This window comes from Galbibacter orientalis DSM 19592, assembly GCF_000260115.1.
GTDB lineage: Bacteria > Bacteroidota > Bacteroidia > Flavobacteriales > Flavobacteriaceae > Galbibacter > Galbibacter orientalis.
Map to the genome: position 1 here is coordinate 2,713,874 of NZ_JH651379.1, position 18,115 is coordinate 2,731,988.

The 18,115-nt window shown below is 39.7% G+C and carries 20 protein-coding genes and 2 pseudogenes; 3 read left to right on the forward strand and 19 right to left on the reverse strand.

The genetic code is table 11. The annotated features are described in order from the left end of the window. Positions 1–20 precede the first annotated feature (20 nt). The 3 genes and pseudogenes from JOOMADRAFT_RS11970 to JOOMADRAFT_RS11980 form a co-directional block, all read left to right on the forward strand. Positions 21–401, forward strand: coding sequence for a BfmA/BtgA family mobilization protein (locus JOOMADRAFT_RS11970; RefSeq protein WP_008613719.1), 381 nt, complete (start codon positions 21–23; stop codon positions 399–401). Positions 402–412: 11 nt separating this feature from the next. Continuing rightward, positions 413–1,444, forward strand: coding sequence for a MobB family relaxase (gene mobB, locus JOOMADRAFT_RS11975; RefSeq protein WP_008613720.1), 1,032 nt, complete (start codon positions 413–415; stop codon positions 1,442–1,444). Positions 1,445–1,453: 9 nt separating this feature from the next. Continuing rightward, positions 1,454–2,395: pseudogene (locus tag JOOMADRAFT_RS11980) on the forward strand (type IV secretion system DNA-binding domain-containing protein); the annotation flags it as partial. 66 nt (positions 2,396–2,461) lie between these two features. Here JOOMADRAFT_RS11980 and JOOMADRAFT_RS20665 read toward each other — a convergent pair. From JOOMADRAFT_RS20665 to JOOMADRAFT_RS12060, 19 genes and pseudogenes are all read right to left on the reverse strand, one after another. Then, positions 2,462–3,064: pseudogene (locus JOOMADRAFT_RS20665) on the reverse strand (RteC domain-containing protein); the annotation flags it as partial. A gap of 489 nt (positions 3,065–3,553) precedes the next feature. Beyond that, entirely contained in the window at positions 3,554–4,375 is an 822-nt protein-coding gene (locus tag JOOMADRAFT_RS11985) for a universal stress protein (protein ID WP_008613722.1), read from the reverse strand. Positions 4,376–4,429: 54 nt separating this feature from the next. Beyond that, positions 4,430–4,786, reverse strand: a complete 357-nt coding sequence (locus JOOMADRAFT_RS11990) for a SpoIIAA family protein (RefSeq protein WP_008613723.1) — start codon at positions 4,784–4,786, stop codon at positions 4,430–4,432. Positions 4,787–4,804: 18 nt separating this feature from the next. After that, positions 4,805–4,981 (reverse strand): hypothetical protein, encoded by a 177-nt coding sequence (locus JOOMADRAFT_RS20325; RefSeq protein ID WP_008613724.1) that lies wholly within the window; start codon positions 4,979–4,981, stop codon positions 4,805–4,807. Positions 4,982–5,011: 30 nt separating this feature from the next. Then, a complete protein-coding gene (locus tag JOOMADRAFT_RS20330; RefSeq protein ID WP_008613725.1) occupies positions 5,012–5,185 on the reverse strand; it encodes a hypothetical protein in 174 nt (57 codons plus the stop codon). A 2-nt stretch (positions 5,186–5,187) separates the two neighbouring features. Continuing rightward, complete coding sequence (locus tag JOOMADRAFT_RS11995; RefSeq protein WP_008613726.1) at positions 5,188–6,186, reverse strand: sodium:calcium antiporter; 999 nt, start codon at positions 6,184–6,186, stop codon at positions 5,188–5,190. Positions 6,187–6,237: 51 nt separating this feature from the next. Continuing rightward, complete coding sequence (locus tag JOOMADRAFT_RS12000; protein WP_008613728.1) at positions 6,238–7,029, reverse strand: cation transporter; 792 nt, start codon at positions 7,027–7,029, stop codon at positions 6,238–6,240. A 29-nt stretch (positions 7,030–7,058) separates the two neighbouring features. Beyond that, positions 7,059–8,432: a Na+/H+ antiporter NhaA gene (gene nhaA, locus JOOMADRAFT_RS12005; protein WP_008613730.1), complete on the reverse strand. Its 1,374-nt coding sequence runs from the start codon at positions 8,430–8,432 to the stop codon at positions 7,059–7,061. A gap of 97 nt (positions 8,433–8,529) precedes the next feature. Further along, entirely contained in the window at positions 8,530–9,933 is a 1,404-nt protein-coding gene (gene lpdA / locus JOOMADRAFT_RS12010; protein ID WP_008613732.1) for a dihydrolipoyl dehydrogenase, read from the reverse strand. Between the two features lie 87 nt (positions 9,934–10,020). After that, a complete protein-coding gene (locus tag JOOMADRAFT_RS12015; RefSeq protein WP_008613740.1) occupies positions 10,021–10,455 on the reverse strand; it encodes a Fur family transcriptional regulator in 435 nt (144 codons plus the stop codon). A gap of 35 nt (positions 10,456–10,490) precedes the next feature. Further along, entirely contained in the window at positions 10,491–13,043 is a 2,553-nt protein-coding gene (locus JOOMADRAFT_RS12020; protein ID WP_008613743.1) for a heavy metal translocating P-type ATPase, read from the reverse strand. Position 13,044: 1 nt separating this feature from the next. Continuing rightward, the gene (locus JOOMADRAFT_RS12025) at positions 13,045–13,476 is read right to left on the reverse strand and encodes an MgtC/SapB family protein (RefSeq protein WP_228249894.1); all 432 of its coding nucleotides are present in this window, start codon (positions 13,474–13,476) and stop codon (positions 13,045–13,047) included. A 15-nt stretch (positions 13,477–13,491) separates the two neighbouring features. Next, positions 13,492–14,382 carry a bestrophin family protein gene (locus tag JOOMADRAFT_RS12030; RefSeq protein WP_008613747.1) on the reverse strand — a complete coding sequence of 297 codons (891 nt, stop codon included), beginning with the start codon at positions 14,380–14,382 and terminating at the stop codon, positions 13,492–13,494. 57 nt (positions 14,383–14,439) lie between these two features. Beyond that, complete coding sequence (locus JOOMADRAFT_RS12035; RefSeq protein ID WP_008613749.1) at positions 14,440–14,694, reverse strand: zinc ribbon domain-containing protein; 255 nt, start codon at positions 14,692–14,694, stop codon at positions 14,440–14,442. A 5-nt stretch (positions 14,695–14,699) separates the two neighbouring features. Beyond that, positions 14,700–15,461 (reverse strand): AlbA family DNA-binding domain-containing protein, encoded by a 762-nt coding sequence (locus JOOMADRAFT_RS12040; protein WP_008613751.1) that lies wholly within the window; start codon positions 15,459–15,461, stop codon positions 14,700–14,702. Between the two features lie 140 nt (positions 15,462–15,601). Continuing rightward, the gene (locus JOOMADRAFT_RS12045) at positions 15,602–15,961 is read right to left on the reverse strand and encodes a SpoIIAA family protein (protein WP_008613752.1); all 360 of its coding nucleotides are present in this window, start codon (positions 15,959–15,961) and stop codon (positions 15,602–15,604) included. A 26-nt stretch (positions 15,962–15,987) separates the two neighbouring features. Further along, positions 15,988–16,410 (reverse strand): Fur family transcriptional regulator, encoded by a 423-nt coding sequence (locus JOOMADRAFT_RS12050; protein WP_008613756.1) that lies wholly within the window; start codon positions 16,408–16,410, stop codon positions 15,988–15,990. 15 nt (positions 16,411–16,425) lie between these two features. After that, positions 16,426–16,764, reverse strand: coding sequence for a P-II family nitrogen regulator (locus JOOMADRAFT_RS12055; protein WP_008613762.1), 339 nt, complete (start codon positions 16,762–16,764; stop codon positions 16,426–16,428). A gap of 96 nt (positions 16,765–16,860) precedes the next feature. Next, positions 16,861–18,111 carry an efflux RND transporter periplasmic adaptor subunit gene (locus JOOMADRAFT_RS12060; RefSeq protein ID WP_008613764.1) on the reverse strand — a complete coding sequence of 417 codons (1,251 nt, stop codon included), beginning with the start codon at positions 18,109–18,111 and terminating at the stop codon, positions 16,861–16,863. Positions 18,112–18,115: the final 4 nt, after the last annotated feature.

The following is an 18,115-nucleotide window of genomic DNA, read 5'->3' on the forward strand; positions in this document are numbered from 1 at the left end:
TTGCGACAAATCGGCGAATTATGGACTCATTTATCGGCATTAGATTCAAAAAGGAAACCGCCAAGCGTTTCCAGCAATTTTCAAGAGCACACTTCAAATCGCATACCGAGGCAATGGCGGTGATGCTCGATTTTTTCTTCTACAATGAAATCTCGCCACGGGAAAAACTGGGCCCGACCGGGAGGACGATAGAGGCCAATTTAAAGAAACGGATCAATGCGGTAATCGCCATAATGCGGAATATGGAAAAGACCCAGACCAAACCCACCGTGGCGATGATCGAATCCCTTTTTCAGACCGAAGAACCCAAAAAGAAACCGCTGATCTTGGAGAAGAAATTTGTGAAAGAAAAGAAGGAAGTGCATTTTCAAGAAAAACGAAATCTAAATAACGAACTCTAAATTTTTGAGCTATGTATATCACGATCACACCTCAAAAATTAGGAGGAAATTATTCACAAAGTTCGGGCGATTTTGTGGGCTATCTGGAAAAGGAAAATCAAAGTTTGGAACAGGAGGAAATGGAATATTTTTTCAACCAATATGACGATGAAATCTCGGCCGAGGAAGTGGTAAAGGATATTGATGGGAACGGTGCCAAACTGAAAAAGAAAGAGCCAAAATTCTATTCGATTACGGTCAGCCCTTCCAAGTATGAACTGAACAGATTACAGAACAGTAGCGAAGATCTGAAAAAGTACACCCGCGAGCTGATGAAGGATTATGTGGGATCGTTCAACCGGGAAATTAATGGCCGACCGGTAACTATTGACGATATAAAGTATTACGCAAAAATCGAGCACCAACGAACCTTCAAGGGAACAGACAAACAGATCAAAGAAAACCAACCCTTTGCCTCCAAAATATTGCAGCTAAAAAATGAGATCCGAAACATAGAAAACGGCTCGATGGAAGGAAGTGCCAGAAAGCGGGAACGGGAAATTGCTAAATTAGAAAAGCAGGCCCCGCACCAACAGGATGGGAAACGTATTGTCCAGGGAATGCCCAAGGCCGGCAACCAAAGTCATATCCATATTATCGTAAGTCGCAAGGATGCTTCCAATTCGTTCAGCCTTTCGCCGGGGAGTAAATACAAGGCTTCCGATGTCGAGATGAGAGGGAAACAGGTTAAACGGGGTTTTGACCGGGACAAGTTTTTTGAACAAGCAGAAAAAACCTTTGATAAGACTTTTGGCTACCAACGGAACTTTGCCGAAACCTACAAAGCCCGGAAGAATTTCATTAAAAACCCAAAAATCTACTTTGCCTCCCTGATGAAATTGCCGACCAATGAAAAGGCAATCGCTTTTAAACTGATGCGGGAAACGGGCATCCCGATAATGCCAAGTATCCCGACCAACCAGGCGCAGCTTGCCCTAAAGGTTTTCAATAAGCTGCGCAAAGGTTTGGACGTGGCCATCAAATCAAGTTCCATCGGAATCTAAATCTTTGTTATGCAACTGGACAACCTTACAACGACACTCTTAATTATTGGTTTAACAAGTGCGCTATTTTATATGCTGTACAGGTTGACCCGTTATGCCTTTTTTTTAAACGTGGCTTTGCTCGGTGCTTTGGTATTTTACCTATCGAGCAACAATGGACTTATTTTGATTTCATTGATCCTGGTTTGTCCGCTGATGCTGATTAATACAGGACTGTATGTTTTTTTGCACAAAACGGACGAGCCAAAAAATAGAGATAGTAAATATCAGGTTAGTTTTGCAACGAGCAATGGAAACTTTAAACTGGAAAACGTAAAACGTGGGGCATCCATCATCGGATCTGCCGGAAGTGGCAAGACTGAAAGCGTAGTTTATGGTTTCCTAAGGCATTTCCGAAAAGAAGGCTTTTGCGGGATCATCCACGACTATAAGGATTTTGAGTTGACGGAAATGGCGTATCCGCTTTTCAAGGATAGCGATATTCCGTTTAAGGTCATCTCCTTCGATAAGATTATACATAGGGTGAATCCCATCGCTCCACGCTATTTAGAGAACGAGGAAAGCGTAAACGAGGTTTCAAGGGTATTGATCGAGAACCTATTGGAGCAAAGGGAATCCGGCACGAGCGGAACGACCAATTTTTTCAATGATGCTGCGGAAGGATTGATCGGCGGGTTGATCTGGAAATTGAAAAACTCTTACCCCAAATTTTGTACCCTGCCACATTTGATCGCCATTTATCAATATCTGGACACGGACAGCCTTATTCAGTTTTTAGAAACCAATACCACATCAAGGGCAATGGCGGATGCGTTTATTAGCGGAAAAGATTCCGAACGACAAACGGCAGGTGTAAAAAGTACGCTGGCCAATGCGCTCAAACGAATCAGTACCCAGCGTATCTTTATGGCACTTTCCGCAGAGAATTGTGAATGCGAGGTCGGTGACGACCTCCATTTGCACTTTCATTGCAACAACTGTAATGAGACAGTCTGTTTTTGAAGCAGTCCAACTCAGTCGATCGCCGGTGGCCAAGGTGTTTAATTTTCGTGATTTTCCATAAGATAAATTCCTTAAATCGTCCAATTCCTGAATATAGTGGTTGACCAAAAGATCATACGCCATAATTTTGGCAACGGCATTATCGTGACTTGTAGAAAATTCTGCATCGGTATAAAAGTGAGAGGTGTCTGAAACCAAACTGATTTTATCTTTTCCCCGCAAAAAATAAAACTCATCGAGAACGGTAGATCCCTCCCTATAATACTTTATAAAATCCAAATGGCGGCGATTGCTTTCCTGAAGTTTTTTAATCTCATCGTCTATAAACAATTGTTGTGATTTAATCGTTCCGGCCGGCCGATTAATCAGAAAGTTGTAGAGCTTAGCGTAATATTTCAAGCGACTGTAAATATAAGGCTTATGCTTTTTGAAAAATATGATTTCTTCCTCTGGATTTTTGAACTCATTTTCCCTTACGCATACTCGTAATTTCTGTAGATACTGTCTGGAAATCGATATCCCATTTTCAACGATACTGAAATCATTGAGGTTTGATTCTTCTACGGGTTTTATTTCTTTTTTGTAATCGTTTATTATCTTGAGTAATTGTTTTTTCAAATCTGATTTGGGTTTATATGTTAATTAAAATAAAACCCACATTATCAACAACTACAATTTTGGGGTTTAAGAAATTAGGTGGTTTTTTAGTGAGCGAACACATCAAAATTCAATGCTTATGAATGTTCCCTTTTAGCACAAAAAAGTAAAGCGAAAATGAGGCTATGACCAAGAGGACAAGTACGATAATTCCCTTGACCTTATCCTTTTTTGAGATTTGACCTTTCGATGGTTTTTGAGCTTTTTTCTTTCTTCTATTTCTTCTACTTTGGGACATCTTGTTGTACTATTTCCAATCCATTTTCTGTAATTAACTCCAAAAGCACCTAAGATCAGCAGCAACTTAAACACCAACGACAGAGCGATATTGTGCGAAAAGTTTTTTAGCTTTTCTAAAAACATGACCTTTTAGAAATTTAATTTTACAGAAAATAATATTTCGACAGCCTTATAAAATCTATATATTTTATAAAAAAAAGAACTCTGTCATTATTTTAAAATAAGTACAGGTGCTTCTGATTTAAAAATCATTTTTCTTCTCAAACCAAGTTCAGTTAATTTTTCTATAAAATCATGTTCCCTGTATAATAGAGCCAAAACATCGATTATGTTTTCCTTCAGAAAATTGGTTATATTCTCTTCAGTTTTTCCGTCGGAAAAAAGGTGAACAGAAATATTCTCCAGGTTAAAAAACTGCTTATAATAATCTTTAACCTCCTGCTCATTAATATTTTCATCTTTACTTTTAGAAGAATGAAAAATAAAAAGACTGGCATTAAATGCCATTAATAGATTAGCAAGAATACTTAATTCTCTATCAGGCCTGAGATTATCTGAATCCAAAGCGAGACAAATTCTTTTTAAGCCAAAAGTTTCTAAATCTTCAGGTACAACCAGCACGGGGCAGGGCACGTCCATGCTTATTTTTTCACTGGTAGTTCCTGCAAGGTAACCTTCTACCTCACCCGCACCTTCCGTACCCATGATTACTAAATTGACTTTTTCTTCTGTTGCTAATTGAAAAATTATATCCGAAGTTCTTCCAGAGGTTACAATACTCTTATATTTAATTGTGGCCAGACGCGGAAAATTTTCGAGAAATTCCAGCATTTTCTCTTTGTATAAATCCTGGTAAGAACTAAAATTATCGGGGACCGGATAGGCTATAGCTCCATATCCGGCATATTGATAACCTCCAGAGTAGGTATGTACAAAAATGATTTCCGAATTTAAAGATTCGGCCACCTTTGTTGCATACTCTACTCCAATTTTTGAACTTTGACTAAAATCGATCGGAACTAATATTTTCATGATTTTTTAATTTTAATTACACATTCAGTTTTCCATTGTTTAATTTTAAAAAAGTTATTTTTTAATCCATTTTTTTGCAGTTTCTCTATCCTCTAGATCATAATATTTCACTTCTGCATTGGTGAACGGTTTCATAAACTGAGTTATCCAATCCTGCCATTTTTTACCTCCAACCATCACAATTTTTTCATAATCCTGAGCGTGTGTGGTATCTATTTTCAGGTCTTCCCAGAATCCAGGAAGATCCCAGCCCGTAAAGTCTTCCATTTCAAAATACCAGCGTACCTTCATTCCTTTGTCCAGTATAGCGTGGATAAGCGGATGGATTTTTTCCATATCCTCTTTTTTTAATTTACCTGAAGCTTTTGTTGCTATGATATTCCCCCCTGTTAATTCAATTATCTGTAACATACTTTTGTGTTTTAATTATTATCCTCCTAAATCGTAAAACCATTCCTCAGCTTTTACAATAGCCTCAGATATAGCCTTTTTTTCCATGTAATTTTTCTCCTTAACTAATTGCCCGGCAATTTCCAGCGCCTTTTCCCTAACCCTTGGGTCGAGGGAATCAAGATCGGATTTGAAATCTTCGAACATCCAGTCCATCTTGTTATTGAAGTGTTTTTATTATTACGGCTAAATTTTTCTGTTTTCCATCTCTGCTTTTACAATACCACGCTCCAGGGCTTCCTCCTTTGAACATTGGTTTTTTCTATAGTGTTCTTCAGCATATTTTACTGCCAATTCACGGATATTTTCATCCAGAATATTGAACCTTTTTGTGTAATTTTTAAAAAGTCCATCTTTCATCTTCAAAATAGTTTTAGTACGAAAAAAATCATTACCAGCAAATAGACAATGTATGCCGCATCAAACACAAAAATTTGCCAGCGGGAGAAACCGTGCAATTCCTTACTTTGGTGCACAAACAAGATGTATAGTAGTGGCATAAGCCCAACAAAGGCCAGGTTAACCCAAAACAACTGAAAATCTTCGATTGGGGTAGTTACCAGTGCCAATGGAAAAAATGCCACCGTCATCGTGACTGCATTGTCTGCAATAACACTGGTGGTGCCCGCCGTCACCTCTCCTCCTTTTACCACGCTCCAGGTCTTGAAAATTTCCGGTGCCGTGGTCATTATGCCCGTGATGAAAAGACCGCCCACGATTTCCGAAATATTTAAGGCCGCAACAATATTTTCGGTTGCCTTTACAATAAAGAAGGCACCTACGGCTATTGCCAGGGCACCAGCAACGGAAAGGGCTATCTTTTTCTTGTTCCAGGTTACCTTTTCACCCTTTTTTCTTCCTTTTACTATGGCGTGGGTCAAAAACACTCCATATGCCGCCAGCATAATCCACCCGTCTATCGGTTGGAGACCCCGCCAGGCTTTAGGTAAAGTCAAAAGGGCCACAAGGGCGATAATACTTAGATATGGTAGGGAAAGAACGGAAACAGAACGTTTGTTCAATGCCAGAATGTTTTTCTCCAGATGTTTTTGGTGGGTTTTATTTTTTTTGAAGTGTCTCCGGGAAGCGAAATACGCAATGGTTACCATCAGGGGAATTGAAATAATATTGGAACCTAACAAATTTCCAAGCCCAATGTCGGAAACACCCCGTGCAGCACTTGTAATGTTGATGGCTACTTCAGGGCTTGCCGTGACAATGGCAAGGAAAGCAGCACCTGCAGAAGCGGTAAGCCCCCATTGTTTACGGAGCATTTTTAAAGGAGCCAATAACTGATCCGCACCCCAATGGGCCGCCCAGGCGGCAATTCCCAATACTATTATCCAAAGCCAGACATTCATATTTTAAATTTTAATTAATTACTCTCCCATCCATAAATTTTTTGATAAGATCTACTTTGATAATTTTAATATCCTTATGGCCCCGCGCATTACGAAAGTGAACACGATTCCACCAATAACTAAATCTGGCCACTTACTATTTAAAAAATAAACCAGGATTCCCGCTAATATGACACCTCCATTCACTATTATATCGTTGGAGGTAAAGATCGCACTGGCCTGCATATGCGCTTCCTTACTTTTGGCCTTGCTTATCAGCCAAAGGGAAACAAGGTTTCCAATAAGGGCAAAAATGGAAACAATGATCATCCATTGGAATAGCGGTGTTTCGCTATTGGTAAAAAACCTTCTCAATACTTCAATAAATCCAAGTGTCGCTAATGCCATCTGGAAGTATCCGCTGAATTTCGCCACTTTCTTTTTTCTGGCAATAGCACCGCCAACCGCAAAGAGGCTTAACGCATACACAATAGAATCTGCCAGCATATCCAACGAATCGGCAATAAGGCCCATAGAAGAAGAAATCCAACCTGTGGTCATCTCGATGACAAAAAAGCCAAAATTGATTGCCAAAACCCACCGAAGAATTTTTTTTTGTTTGGATTGGTCTTCTTTTACAGGAGGTTCTGCTTCTTCGGTTCCCTGAAGTGTTTCATTGAACTTTAATGCTGAAATTGATGAACGTATCTCTTCGACCGCATCTAAATGGTAGACTTCCAACGTTCTGTTAGGTATATCAAAATCCAAGTATTTAACCTGGGCATAGGCCTCCAATTTCATCCGAATCATTTGCTCTTCGGAAGGACAGTCCATTTTATTTATTATAAAAGTACTTTTCTTCATTTTTGGGTTATTTCGTATTAAATATATTCTCACATAACACCAGGACTAAATTCCTCAACTTCTTTTTTGATTTTTCTTTTGTTAGAAGCTAACAGCAGGATAATTGCACCACCAAGAGCTGCAAGTAAAGAAGCTATTAAAATACTTATCTTTGAAATCTTAATTATTGATTCGTCACTGAAGGCTAGATTGGTTATAAAAAGGGACATTGTAAAGCCAATTCCTGCTATCATACCAATTCCCACAATATGTTTCCAATTAAAGGCACTATGTAATTCGGAAATTCCAAGTTTTTGCCCGATCAATGTAAAGATACCAATGCCAGTTACTTTTCCGATCCCTAAGCCTAAAAGTATTCCCAGGCCTAATGAACTGGAAACAACCTCAATTAAATTTACATCGAGCTTTACTCCCGCATTCGCGACTGCAAAAATTGGAATGATAAAGAAAGCATTGAAATCAACAAGGGAATTTTCCAGTTTGAGCAAAGGAGGCCTTGAATTCTCAGTATCTGTTTTAATAGCTTTTAAAATTATTTGTTGTTTTTTATCCTGAAGAGGATTTAATTTTTCCAGCTCTGTTTTCTCAAGATTAGTAACGTTTGTGGCGGTCCTTTCTTTTAATATTTTACTGTCTAATTTGGGCACTATTGGAATGGTAATGGCAAAAAGTACTCCCGCAATAGTTGGATGGATCCCCGAATTAAGGAAGCAATACCATAAGATGATCCCAATAATAATATACCAAATCAAATTTTTGATCCCAGTCCAATTCATTAATAATAATACCCCAAATGCCCCCATGCCCGATCCAAGGTATATCCAGCTCAACTCGTTGCTATAAAACAATGCTATCACCAATATGGCACCTATATCGTCAGCAATAGCGAGGGCTATTAAAAATGTTTTTAACTGCCTGGGGACATTTTTTCCCAGTAGGCCAATAATCCCTAGTGAATATGCGATATCGGTAGCCATAGGGATGCCCCAACCCTTTATATTTTCAGTGCCTAAATTTAGGCTAATAAAAATGAGGGCCGGAACTGCCATGCCACCTAAAGCTGCCAACAATGGGGCTGAGGCTTTTTTAATTGAAGATAATTCCCCCACCATAACCTCCCTCTTCAATTCAAGGCCGGCAACCAAAAAGAAAATTGCCATTAGGCCATCATTGATCCATTCTTCAATTGTTAGCCCAAAACTAAGATGCTCGGAAAATTCAAAAAGCAATTCATCGCCAAGAAAATGATGATAGGCACCTGCCCACTTTGAATTAGCTAAAAGAAGGGCAACTATAGTAGCAATTATTAAAAAAATCCCCCCAGCTGTTTCCCTGTCGAGGAACTTTGTTGCCGTTTCCCTGATATACCCAATAGTGGATTGATTTCGAACTGATTGCCCCATTTTATCTTATCTGTTTTTTGAGTTCATTACTTAAACCTTAATATTTCAAAAAGCTCAGTAGCGTCTTAATTTTTAAGAACTTACTGTTAGGTCAACTTTAAATATGCAACGCCCTGTCTTCGGTAGCTGCCAGACAGGCCTCCTTAAAGGTCTCGGAAAATGTGGGGTGACCGTGTGACATTCTTGCAATATCCTCGGCAGCCGCCCTAAATTCCATCGCTACCACCGCTTCGGTATAACTGTCTGCTATGCGAGGGCCTATCATATGCACGCCCAATATCTCATCGGTTTCCTTATCTGCGATTACCTTGATAAAACCATCCGTATCCATACTTATCTTCGCCCGTGCGTTTGCCTTATAGGGAAAAGAGCCCGTTTTTATACTTCTATTGGTCTTCTTCAGTTCTTCTTCCGTCAAGCCTACACCGGCGACCTCAGGCTGGGTGTACACGATATTTGGGATAAGGGAATAATTGATATGTGGCTTTTGACCTGCTATGCTTTCGGCTACAAAAACGCCTTCTTCACTGGCTTTATGGGCAAGCATTGCCCCCCGGATTACATCCCCAATGGCATACACACCCTTGACATTGGTTTCAAGGTTTTTATCTACCGTTATCTGTCCTTTCTCATTGGTTTCCACTCCTATATTTTCAAGCCCTAAACTGGCGGTGTATGGTTTTCGGCCAATGGCCATAAGACAGTAATCGCCATCTAAACTCATTTCTTCTTTATCGGAAAGATTTTCCGCTTTCAATTCTACTTTATCCTCAGTTGCCGTTGCGTTTGTCACCTTATGTTCCAAATAAAAATCAATTCCCTGTTTTCTAAGGGAACGGTGCAATTGATGTCCCAGTGCGCCGTCCATAGTGGCGATAAGGCTATCAAAATATTCTACTATGGAAACCTTTGAACCCAGGCGGGCGAATACGGAACCTATCTCAACACCGATAACGCCACCCCCAACGACCATTAAGTGCTTGGGGATTTCCTGTAGGGCAAGGGCTTCGGTGGAAGAGATGATACGCTTTTTGTCTATTTTAATATTGGGCAGTGAAGCGGGTTTGGACCCTGTGGCAATGATGATTTTATCGGTTGTTATGGTTTCCGTTTTGTCCCCGCCCTTAATCTCAATCGTGTTTTTGTCCTTGATGGTGCCGTGGCCTTGATAGACGGCAACCTTGTTCTTTTTCATCAGATAATCAACACCATTGATGATTTCCTGTACCACATCCTGAACCCTTTGGTTCATTTTTTTGATATCGACATTGGCTTCTTTTACATCAATCCCAAAATTTTCGAATTGATGTTTGAGTTTGTAATAATGCTCAGAGGCTTCAAGCCAGGCTTTTGACGGGATACAGCCCACGTTAAGGCAGGTGCCGCCAAGCGTGCTGTACCTTTCAATAATGGCTACTTTTAATCCTAATTGGGCGCAACGTATAGCGCTTACATACCCGCCAGGGCCAGAGCCTATAATTGTTACATCATATTTTTCCATATTCGTAAATTTTTTAATTAAATAAGGTGGGGGAAACCTTAAGCTGACCAGGGGCGCAAGGGTTCAGTTTTAAGGTACTCCCACCTATTATTTTTTACTACAATTTTTACATACCCCTTTTAATACCAGGTTCAAATCGTTTATTTCATAATCGTCCGGCAAGTTTTGTTTCGATATTCTATCCGGCAAGCAAATAGTTTTTCCGCAAACGGTACAATGAAAATGCATATGTAAATCTGTACCGTATTTACCTTTGGCCTTTTTATCGGAAATTGCAAATTTTGCCACTCCTGTCCCATCATTAATCTGATGAATTAGCCCTTTATCTTCAAAAGTTTTTAGGTTTCGATAAAAGGTAGTTCTGTTTGCCGTTTTGTTTTTTTCGCTTTTAGCGATAAAGACTTTTTGCATTTCGTTTAAACTTACTGCATAGGTCTTCCTATTGAGGTATTTGTGAATTTTCAACCTCATTTCAGTAGGGCGTATCCCTTTTGACGATAATTTTTTTTCCGTTTTTGTCATTTTATATTCTTTCGAAAAACAGTCTAAGTCCGGATCTAATCTTTTTTATAAGCCAAAAGCCTTAACGCATTAAAAACCACCAGAAGCGTCGAACCTTCATGGATTACTACCGCCACTCCAATATTTGCCAAGCCGAATATGGTTGAAGGTATAAGCAGGGCCACAATACCAAGGCTAACCCAAAGGTTTTGCCTGATAATCGCCTTTGCCTTCCTGCTTAAACCTATGGCAAAGGGCAGGGTTTCCAACTTATCGGCCATTAGCGCAATATCCGCCGTTTCCAGGGCTACATCACTTCCCGCAGCACCCATAGCTATTCCTACAGTGCTGTTTGCCATGGCAGGGGCATCATTAACGCCATCGCCCACCATTGCCACCTTGGATTCCTTTTCTTTTAATTCTTTTATAGCATCCACTTTTTCTTCCGGTAATAAACTACCCCAGGCATCGGTCAATCCTATTTCTTCTGCTACTGCGTCTGCTACCTTCTGGTTATCACCAGTAAGCATGATCATTCGTTTAATTCCTATTTCTTTTAATTTTTTAAGGGTTCCCTTGGCGGCTTCACGAGGGGTATCCATTAATGCAATGATGCCTATATATTCTTCATTTTTTCGTATAAGCATTGTTGTATTTCCACCACCTTCAAGACCACGCACTTTCGTAGCTATTTTTTCGGAAGGTGTACTCTCATCAAGCCCTTCGTACAGGTCGAGGTTACCTATATAGATTTTATCATTGCCAAATGATGCTTTAATCCCTTTACCCAGAACTGCCTCTAAATTAGAGGCATTTGGGATTTCCTCGCCTTCCAGACGCTCTTTTCCATCACGAACTACAGCTTTGGCCAGGGGGTGATCACTAAGACCTTCCACGGCTACTGCTATTTTGAGAAGTTCATTGTCTGAAATATCCCCAAGTGGCACCACTTGGGTAAGTTTTGGCTTTCCTTCCGTTAGAGTTCCGGTTTTATCAAAGGCTAGGGCGGTAATAACCCCCAGGTCCTCCAGAGGGCGCCCTCCTTTAATTAATACCCCGCCACGTGCCGCCCGTGCCACCCCGCTCAAAACCGCACTTGGGGTCGAGATTGCCAACGCACAGGGACTTGCAGCTACTAATACGGCCATCGCCCTGTAAAAGCTGGCGCTAAAGGGTTCGTCAATAACTAAAAAAGCAAACAAAAGAATCCCGACCAAAATAAGGACGGACGGCACAAAATATTTTTCAAATTTATCGGTGAGCAACTGGGTAGGCGATTTTTGAGTCTGAGCTTCGTTAACCAGTTTCACCAATCGGGAAAGCGTTGAATCTTTGGCTGCTTTGATAACTTTAATCTCCAAAGTATTGTTCCCATTGATCGTTCCGGCAAAAACGCGGTTTTCATCTTTAATATCATCTACCTCTGAGTAATCCTTCTCAACATCTTCTACGGGAACTTTATCTACCGGTACACTCTCCCCGGTTATTGGAGCCTGGTTAACACTACTCTGCCCATCTACCACTACGCCATCTGCAGATATTTTACTATTTGGTTTCACCACAATGATATCCCCAATATTGAGTTTTTCGATACCAACTTCTTCCGTTTTACCATTTTTCTTAACCAAAGCTGTTTTTGGCGCCAGTTCTGCCAGTGCAGCTATAGATTTTCGTGCTTTGTTCATTGCATAATGCTCCAAGGCATGCCCCAGGCTAAAGAGAAATAATAACAAAGCTCCTTCAGCCCATTCCCCAAGAATAGCTGCTCCTATAGCTGCGACCAACATGAGAAAATCAATTTCAAATCCACCTTTGGCTACGGTCTGTATGGCTTCTTTTGCTGTAAAGTAACCTCCAAAAAAGTAGGCACCTATGTATAGGGATAAGCTGACCCATTCCGGTATTGATGTTACGTAGGACAAACCAAAACCAATACCCAAAAGAGCACCACAAATAATAGCAAAAATAAGTTCGGTGTTTTTCCCAAAAATACCTCCGTGGGCGTGGGAATGTTCTTCCCCGGCCCCGTGGCTATCCGCTTCTCTATGATTCTGGAGATCAGTATCTTTATGCTTTTGTTCTTCTATATCCCTTACCTTTTCTTTATTTAAATTTTGAGGATTCTTTTCGGCAGATTTAAAGCCCTTATTCTCAGCAGAGGAGCTTTTTTTAACTTGTAGGTTTTCTTTTTCGAGCTTTGTAGTTATCTCATCAAAACTTGTTTCCCGTTTATCATATTCTAAACGGATCATTCCTCCGGCATTGGCGGAAGCTTCCAAAACGCCTTTGATATTCAGCAGACTCTTTTCTAAAGTCCTTGCATGCCGGGTATGCCTAATCCCCTCAACCTCTATAAGCAAATGTCCATATTTCGCGGTAATTTCAGCCCCGGTTCTTTCTGCCAATGATTGAATGCTGTCAATAGAAATTATATCCGGATCGTAATGAAAGCACAATTGTGGCACCGTATCTTCCTGATCGTCTTTTATATGCACTTTATCAAGACCTTCTTTGGCCTCTAATTCTTCAATGAGCCTTTGCACACAAGTGTCTTTTTCATTTGGCACCTGAGGTAACAGTACCGGAATTTTCAGTTGTAATTTTTTCATTTTAGGTGTTGTTTATTTTATGTTTTTTCAAAAAAGGGAAATGATGTGAAACCAATAATAGAATAAGAAAAGCGGATGTAACACTTCCAATGAGGTACATACCAAACCCAATTGATATACCAACCGCGGCAGTGGCCCAAATTGTAGCTGCGGTAGTCAAACCGGAAATTAAATTTTTCGCGCTATCCCTAAAAATAATTCCTGCACCAAGGAACCCAATACCGGAAACAATATTGGCGACAATGCGGGTTTGGTCAGTTACTTCAATATGAGTATTGATTATTGTAATTAATGCGGCCCCAAGGCAAACGGCTGCATACGTTCTAATTCCTGCCGCATTTCCGTCAATTTCCCTATCGAGTCCTATCAGGACACCTAGTAAAAGAGCGACAAATAATCTCGGTATCAGTGTTATTTCAGTTTGAAAATCCATTGTATTCATCTTGTATTATAAAATATAATAATCTGTTGGCTCTTTCTTTACAGGAACATCTGTTTCACCTATCATTTGTTTAATGTTTATTTCTATCGTTTCGGCCAAATCAGTCATGGGTGTATCCAAAGGGTCGTTTTCAAAGGGATCCTGCATGAGTATGGATGTTTTTTCAATGGCAATGAAAATGACTGGTATAATAAATGTTATAGCGATTTCAACTGCTATATTTTTATCGTCCAATCCAAAAGGCAACATTGTAGCAAAAACGTAGATGATCAAATGAATCAATAAGCTGTGTGCTTTGGGGAAGACAGTATTTTTTATACGTTCGCATTTGCCCATTGAATCACATAACCTGGCTATAGTACTGTCTATCTGTACCTGCTGAAAATCATTGACCATACCAATTTCTTTTGCCTTTAACAAAGTTTCAGAGTGTTGTGACAATAAAGCATTAGGAATATTAAATGCTTTAATCCCATAGGATTCTGAGTATACCTTAACCCGAGTGGAAAAGGGTAGTTTCCTCAACGATTCCCCTAGGGCATAGCACCAGATTACCTGACGATCGGTCATCTCTTTCACCATCTTTTGATAGCCTCCTTGATCCCTTGCAAAAAAAGACACACACTGCCTGACCAGTGTTCTGGAATCATTGACAATAGCCCCCCAAATAATACGGGCTTCCCACCACCGTTCATAGGCTTGATTGGTTCGAAAACCCAAAAGTAGAGCCACCGCAGTACCAAAAACGCCGGTTATTGCAATTGGAATAGAGATTTTTGACAAAAAACCATATTGGTCCATATAGCCAACCAGAATTGAATAACTACCGATAAATATCAGGTCAAATTTTATGGTTTTCAAGAAGTCAAAAATTGATATCCGCTTATTTAAGAGCATATTTAAAAATTATTTAAGTCCGTTCAATAAGTTGTTTGCTTATTCTCATAATGTAAACTATACTTCATTGCCACATTTAGAACAAAATTTTGCATCCATAGGTATTGGTTCTTGACAACTTATGCATTTTACTTTACCTAAAGGCTCGCCATAATGTTGACAAAAAGAAGCATTTTCAGGATTGTCTTTGCCGCATTTTGTACATCTCACAACAACCTTGGGTTCATTAAATCTTGGGTCATTATTTTTACGTTGATGCTTGTTGGAATGATGACCATAATTTCCTCTTAATAAATGTTTTAAAAATCCCATATTGTTTAGTTTAAGTATGTTTCCATATATTCCAACGCCTCGGGCATATCCAACTCGCGGGTTCCGTTCCCTGTTCTGATAAAGAAATGCGAACGATCGCCCAAATTCAAATACACAGGTTTTTGTGATTTGTGAACCCTTACATAACAGATATCCTTTTCTTCAAATTGGTGAAAAGACACTTTAACCAAAGTGCAAAAATGGGTACCCAACTTGAGGGACACCAATTGCATTATATATTGCTCAAACCCGTCCTTGCCAGGTTTTTTTAAAGTACCATAATCCTGTTCCAGCCCCAGAATACTACCTTCATCATCAATTCCGATAATTAAATGCCCTCCTTGGGTGTTCATAAACCCGGCAATTGTTTTTGCTATTACGTCTTCCAAAGCCTTATTCGGTTTAAACTGCCTCAAATCCCATCTCAAGGTAGATTTAAATTCTACTTGCTGGTTTTCTCCTGCCGCAATCAGCTCTCTGATCTCCTCCAGCTTATCTTTTCTTCCGGTCAATTGAAATATTCTTTGCCTGACCATAAACATAAGCGACAAGGCAATGCCCAGCAGTCCAAATAGCAATTTGATTATGGCTTGATCCAAATCCCATGAACTAAATTCCTGCTGATATGAAGCAAGCAGAGATTTCCACCATTCGCCATTACCTCCCTGCATGTCATACATGTGGAGTGAAATAACCAGGGGCTGTATTATAAATAAGCCAAGGGCTAATCCAATGAATATAAAAACAAATACTTTGCGTTTTTTCATTTTTACCTTCTTTTATAAGCCATAGGTGCCATCGCTTTCGATGCCTGTGCCTTATAACTACTTCTTCTTATCCTGAAGGACTTTCTTCTTTTGTTCAAATTCCTCATCGCTTATCTTCTGTTTAAATTTATTTAACTTTTTTAATGATTTTCTTTCTCCATCCATTCCTTGGCCAAATCTTTTTCTTCAGGGCTAAAGAATTTAATATGTGTCCTTGTAAAGGGAATCAAAACTTCCGTAAACTGTTCCTTCCATTTTGTATTTCCCACCAATGCAACCTTTTTAACGCGTTCTTCATTCGGAAGTTTCAGTTCAATGCCCTTCCAATACGCACTTGCGGTCCACCCCTCAAAATTTTCCATTTCAATATACCAGTACACTTTATGGTTTGCCTGTATATGGTTTTTTAATTGAGATATCAAATTGTCATAATCGGTAGCATCCAATCTATTTTGAGCTACCATATATACCTTGCTTTCTTTCTTATAAATTTTCATCATTGTTCCAATTTTTTAAATCAAAAAACTTAATCCAAGTCATTGCTACATTTCTCACAGACTCCCTTGGCCACCAGATTGATATCCTCTGCCACATAGCCTTCGGGCAGGTTTATCTGAGGGATTTTGTGCTCTGTAAGGCACACGGTTTCCCCGCAACTATTGCAATGAAAATGTAAGTGAAGGTCGTTTCCCACCTCACATTCACAATTGTCTTCGCACAGGGCATATTTAATGATGCCGGTGCCATCCTCAATTTGATGCACGATTCCTTTTTCTTCAAATGTCTTCATAGTACGGAAAAGCGTACTCCTTTCCGAGCTTTCGAAATCCTTTCCAAGGTCGCCTAAGCTAACGGCCACATTCAGTTGTGCCAGCCGTCTATAGGTCATCAAGCGCATTGCCGTAGGGCGGATGCCTTTGCTTTCCAACTTTTTTACTATTTTTTCCATTTGCTATAAAAGTATTTAGGGGTCGTAACGCTTTATGGATTCCCCGGTTTTTATCTGGAAGGCATCTTCAATATCGGAAAGATAAATTATTCCGTCACCGGGTTCAGTTGTTTTTGCATTCTCAAGGATAATATCTATTGCTGATTGTGCTTCTTCGTTTTGACATACCAGTTCTAACTTTACAACCGGACTGTCTGTTACACGGAAATCTAAAGAAGGTGATGCGCCTTTTGCTTTAAAAGCCCCGGTACCTTCCCCCTGGGAAAGCGTCATACTTTTGAATCCACTTTCACTAAGGGATTCTATCACTTTTTGAACTCGTTTCGGTTTTATAAATGCTTTTATTTCTTTCATTGCTGTAATATTAATTTTAGTATTAAGGATGAACCCTCTGGAATTTTAATTAAGACAAACATTTAACAGAGAGTCCATCCATCTAATTTTTTTAATTTAATGACCATGGGAAGTCTGGCTTTTCTGCATTTCAGAAACCAGATAATAGGCATTATTATAGGCAACCAACGTACCTTCAGGCAGAGGCTCCAGCAGTTTAATTTCAACCCAACCATCTTCATTTATTCCCGTTCTAACCTGCACTGGTTTCAATTCCCATTCGGTTTCACCATCTTCCTGGTGTTTTTGGGCCGTAAAGATGTAGGGATTTCCTTCTTCTTCAATTATTGCTTCTTCCGGTAAGGCAGGAACAGCTTCTTCACCGGTCCTGATTTTTCCGTTTATATACATCCCCGGAATTAGAAAATCTTCTTTATTATCGATTTCTGCATGCACATGTACCGCTTTGGGGTTTTGTTCAAATTGTTTCCCCACTGAATAAATTTCCCCGGTTAAATTACTGCCTGGAACCGATTCCAGTGTAAACGCAATCTTTTGGCCTTCTTTCACCTTATAAATATCTTTTTCAAAAACCATTAGATCGGCATGAACATGTTCAGTATCAACTACCATAAACATACTGGTCTGAGGGTCTACATATTGTCCTACCTGTACCAGTACTTTTTCAATATAACCTCCAATTGGGCTTACTACCGGAATATATTCATATAATTCACCGTCTCTAACCTGGGAAGCATTTAGGTTTAACTGGCGCAATTGCGATTCGTACCCCCGCACTTCACCTTGTACAGACTGGTAATCTGATTGGGTTTGTTGAAAAGATTTTCCAGATCCTACCTCTGCTTCATATAAACGTTTCTGTCTTTCAAATTCCTTTTCCAAAAATTGCATCCTACTATATGCATTAATATAATCAGACTGCATTCTGGTTAAATTTGGGTGAGAAAGATAAGCCAACACCTGACCTTTATTTACCTTATCCCCCTCAATAACCTTTATAGAAGTTATATTACCGCCTAAAATTGCCGTAACGGTAGCTTCATATTGTGGCGGCACTTCTAACTGGCCATTGGCTTCCACAATACCCGACAAAGCTTTTTTAGGCAAGGTATCTACTTTAATCCCCAGACTATTGAATTTCATTTCTGAAAGATGTACCGAACGCATCCCACCTTCTTCTTCACCGTGTTCTTCATCTCCTTCCTCACCGTGATTTTCACCTTCTTCGGTATTAGTAGTTGCAGTTTCACTGGAAGCATCTTCCCCTGCCGCAGGATTTTCTTTACATCCAAAGAATATGCTGAGCGTTAAGGCAAGCATTAGAATATTTATTGATCTTGTATTCATATCG

Coding starts and splice junctions, on each gene's coding strand:
- JOOMADRAFT_RS11995 (WP_008613726.1), bottom strand. CDS start 6,186: ATGAATGTCTGGCTTTGGATAATAGTATTGGGAATTGCCGCCTGGGCG.
- JOOMADRAFT_RS12045 (WP_008613752.1), bottom strand. CDS start 15,961: ATGATGAAAATTTATAAGAAAGAAAGCAAGGTATATATGGTAGCTCAA.
- JOOMADRAFT_RS20330 (WP_008613725.1), bottom strand. CDS start 5,185: ATGAAAGATGGACTTTTTAAAAATTACACAAAAAGGTTCAATATTCTG.
- JOOMADRAFT_RS12015 (WP_008613740.1), bottom strand. CDS start 10,455: ATGACAAAAACGGAAAAAAAATTATCGTCAAAAGGGATACGCCCTACT.
- JOOMADRAFT_RS20325 (WP_008613724.1), bottom strand. CDS start 4,981: ATGGACTGGATGTTCGAAGATTTCAAATCCGATCTTGATTCCCTCGAC.
- JOOMADRAFT_RS12030 (WP_008613747.1), bottom strand. CDS start 14,382: ATGCTCTTAAATAAGCGGATATCAATTTTTGACTTCTTGAAAACCATA.
- JOOMADRAFT_RS12025 (WP_228249894.1), bottom strand. CDS start 13,476: ATGGATTTTCAAACTGAAATAACACTGATACCGAGATTATTTGTCGCT.
- mobB (WP_008613720.1), top strand. CDS start 413: ATGTATATCACGATCACACCTCAAAAATTAGGAGGAAATTATTCACAA.
- nhaA (WP_008613730.1), bottom strand. CDS start 8,432: ATGGGGCAATCAGTTCGAAATCAATCCACTATTGGGTATATCAGGGAA.
- JOOMADRAFT_RS12035 (WP_008613749.1), bottom strand. CDS start 14,694: ATGGGATTTTTAAAACATTTATTAAGAGGAAATTATGGTCATCATTCC.
- JOOMADRAFT_RS12020 (WP_008613743.1), bottom strand. CDS start 13,043: ATGAAAAAATTACAACTGAAAATTCCGGTACTGTTACCTCAGGTGCCA.
- JOOMADRAFT_RS11985 (WP_008613722.1), bottom strand. CDS start 4,375: ATGAAAATATTAGTTCCGATCGATTTTAGTCAAAGTTCAAAAATTGGA.
- JOOMADRAFT_RS12055 (WP_008613762.1), bottom strand. CDS start 16,764: ATGAAAGAAATAAAAGCATTTATAAAACCGAAACGAGTTCAAAAAGTG.
- JOOMADRAFT_RS12040 (WP_008613751.1), bottom strand. CDS start 15,461: ATGAAAAAACGCAAAGTATTTGTTTTTATATTCATTGGATTAGCCCTT.
- JOOMADRAFT_RS11990 (WP_008613723.1), bottom strand. CDS start 4,786: ATGTTACAGATAATTGAATTAACAGGGGGGAATATCATAGCAACAAAA.
- JOOMADRAFT_RS12000 (WP_008613728.1), bottom strand. CDS start 7,029: ATGAAGAAAAGTACTTTTATAATAAATAAAATGGACTGTCCTTCCGAA.
- JOOMADRAFT_RS12060 (WP_008613764.1), bottom strand. CDS start 18,111: ATGAATACAAGATCAATAAATATTCTAATGCTTGCCTTAACGCTCAGC.
- JOOMADRAFT_RS11970 (WP_008613719.1), top strand. CDS start 21: ATGGACTCATTTATCGGCATTAGATTCAAAAAGGAAACCGCCAAGCGT.
- JOOMADRAFT_RS12050 (WP_008613756.1), bottom strand. CDS start 16,410: ATGGAAAAAATAGTAAAAAAGTTGGAAAGCAAAGGCATCCGCCCTACG.
- lpdA (WP_008613732.1), bottom strand. CDS start 9,933: ATGGAAAAATATGATGTAACAATTATAGGCTCTGGCCCTGGCGGGTAT.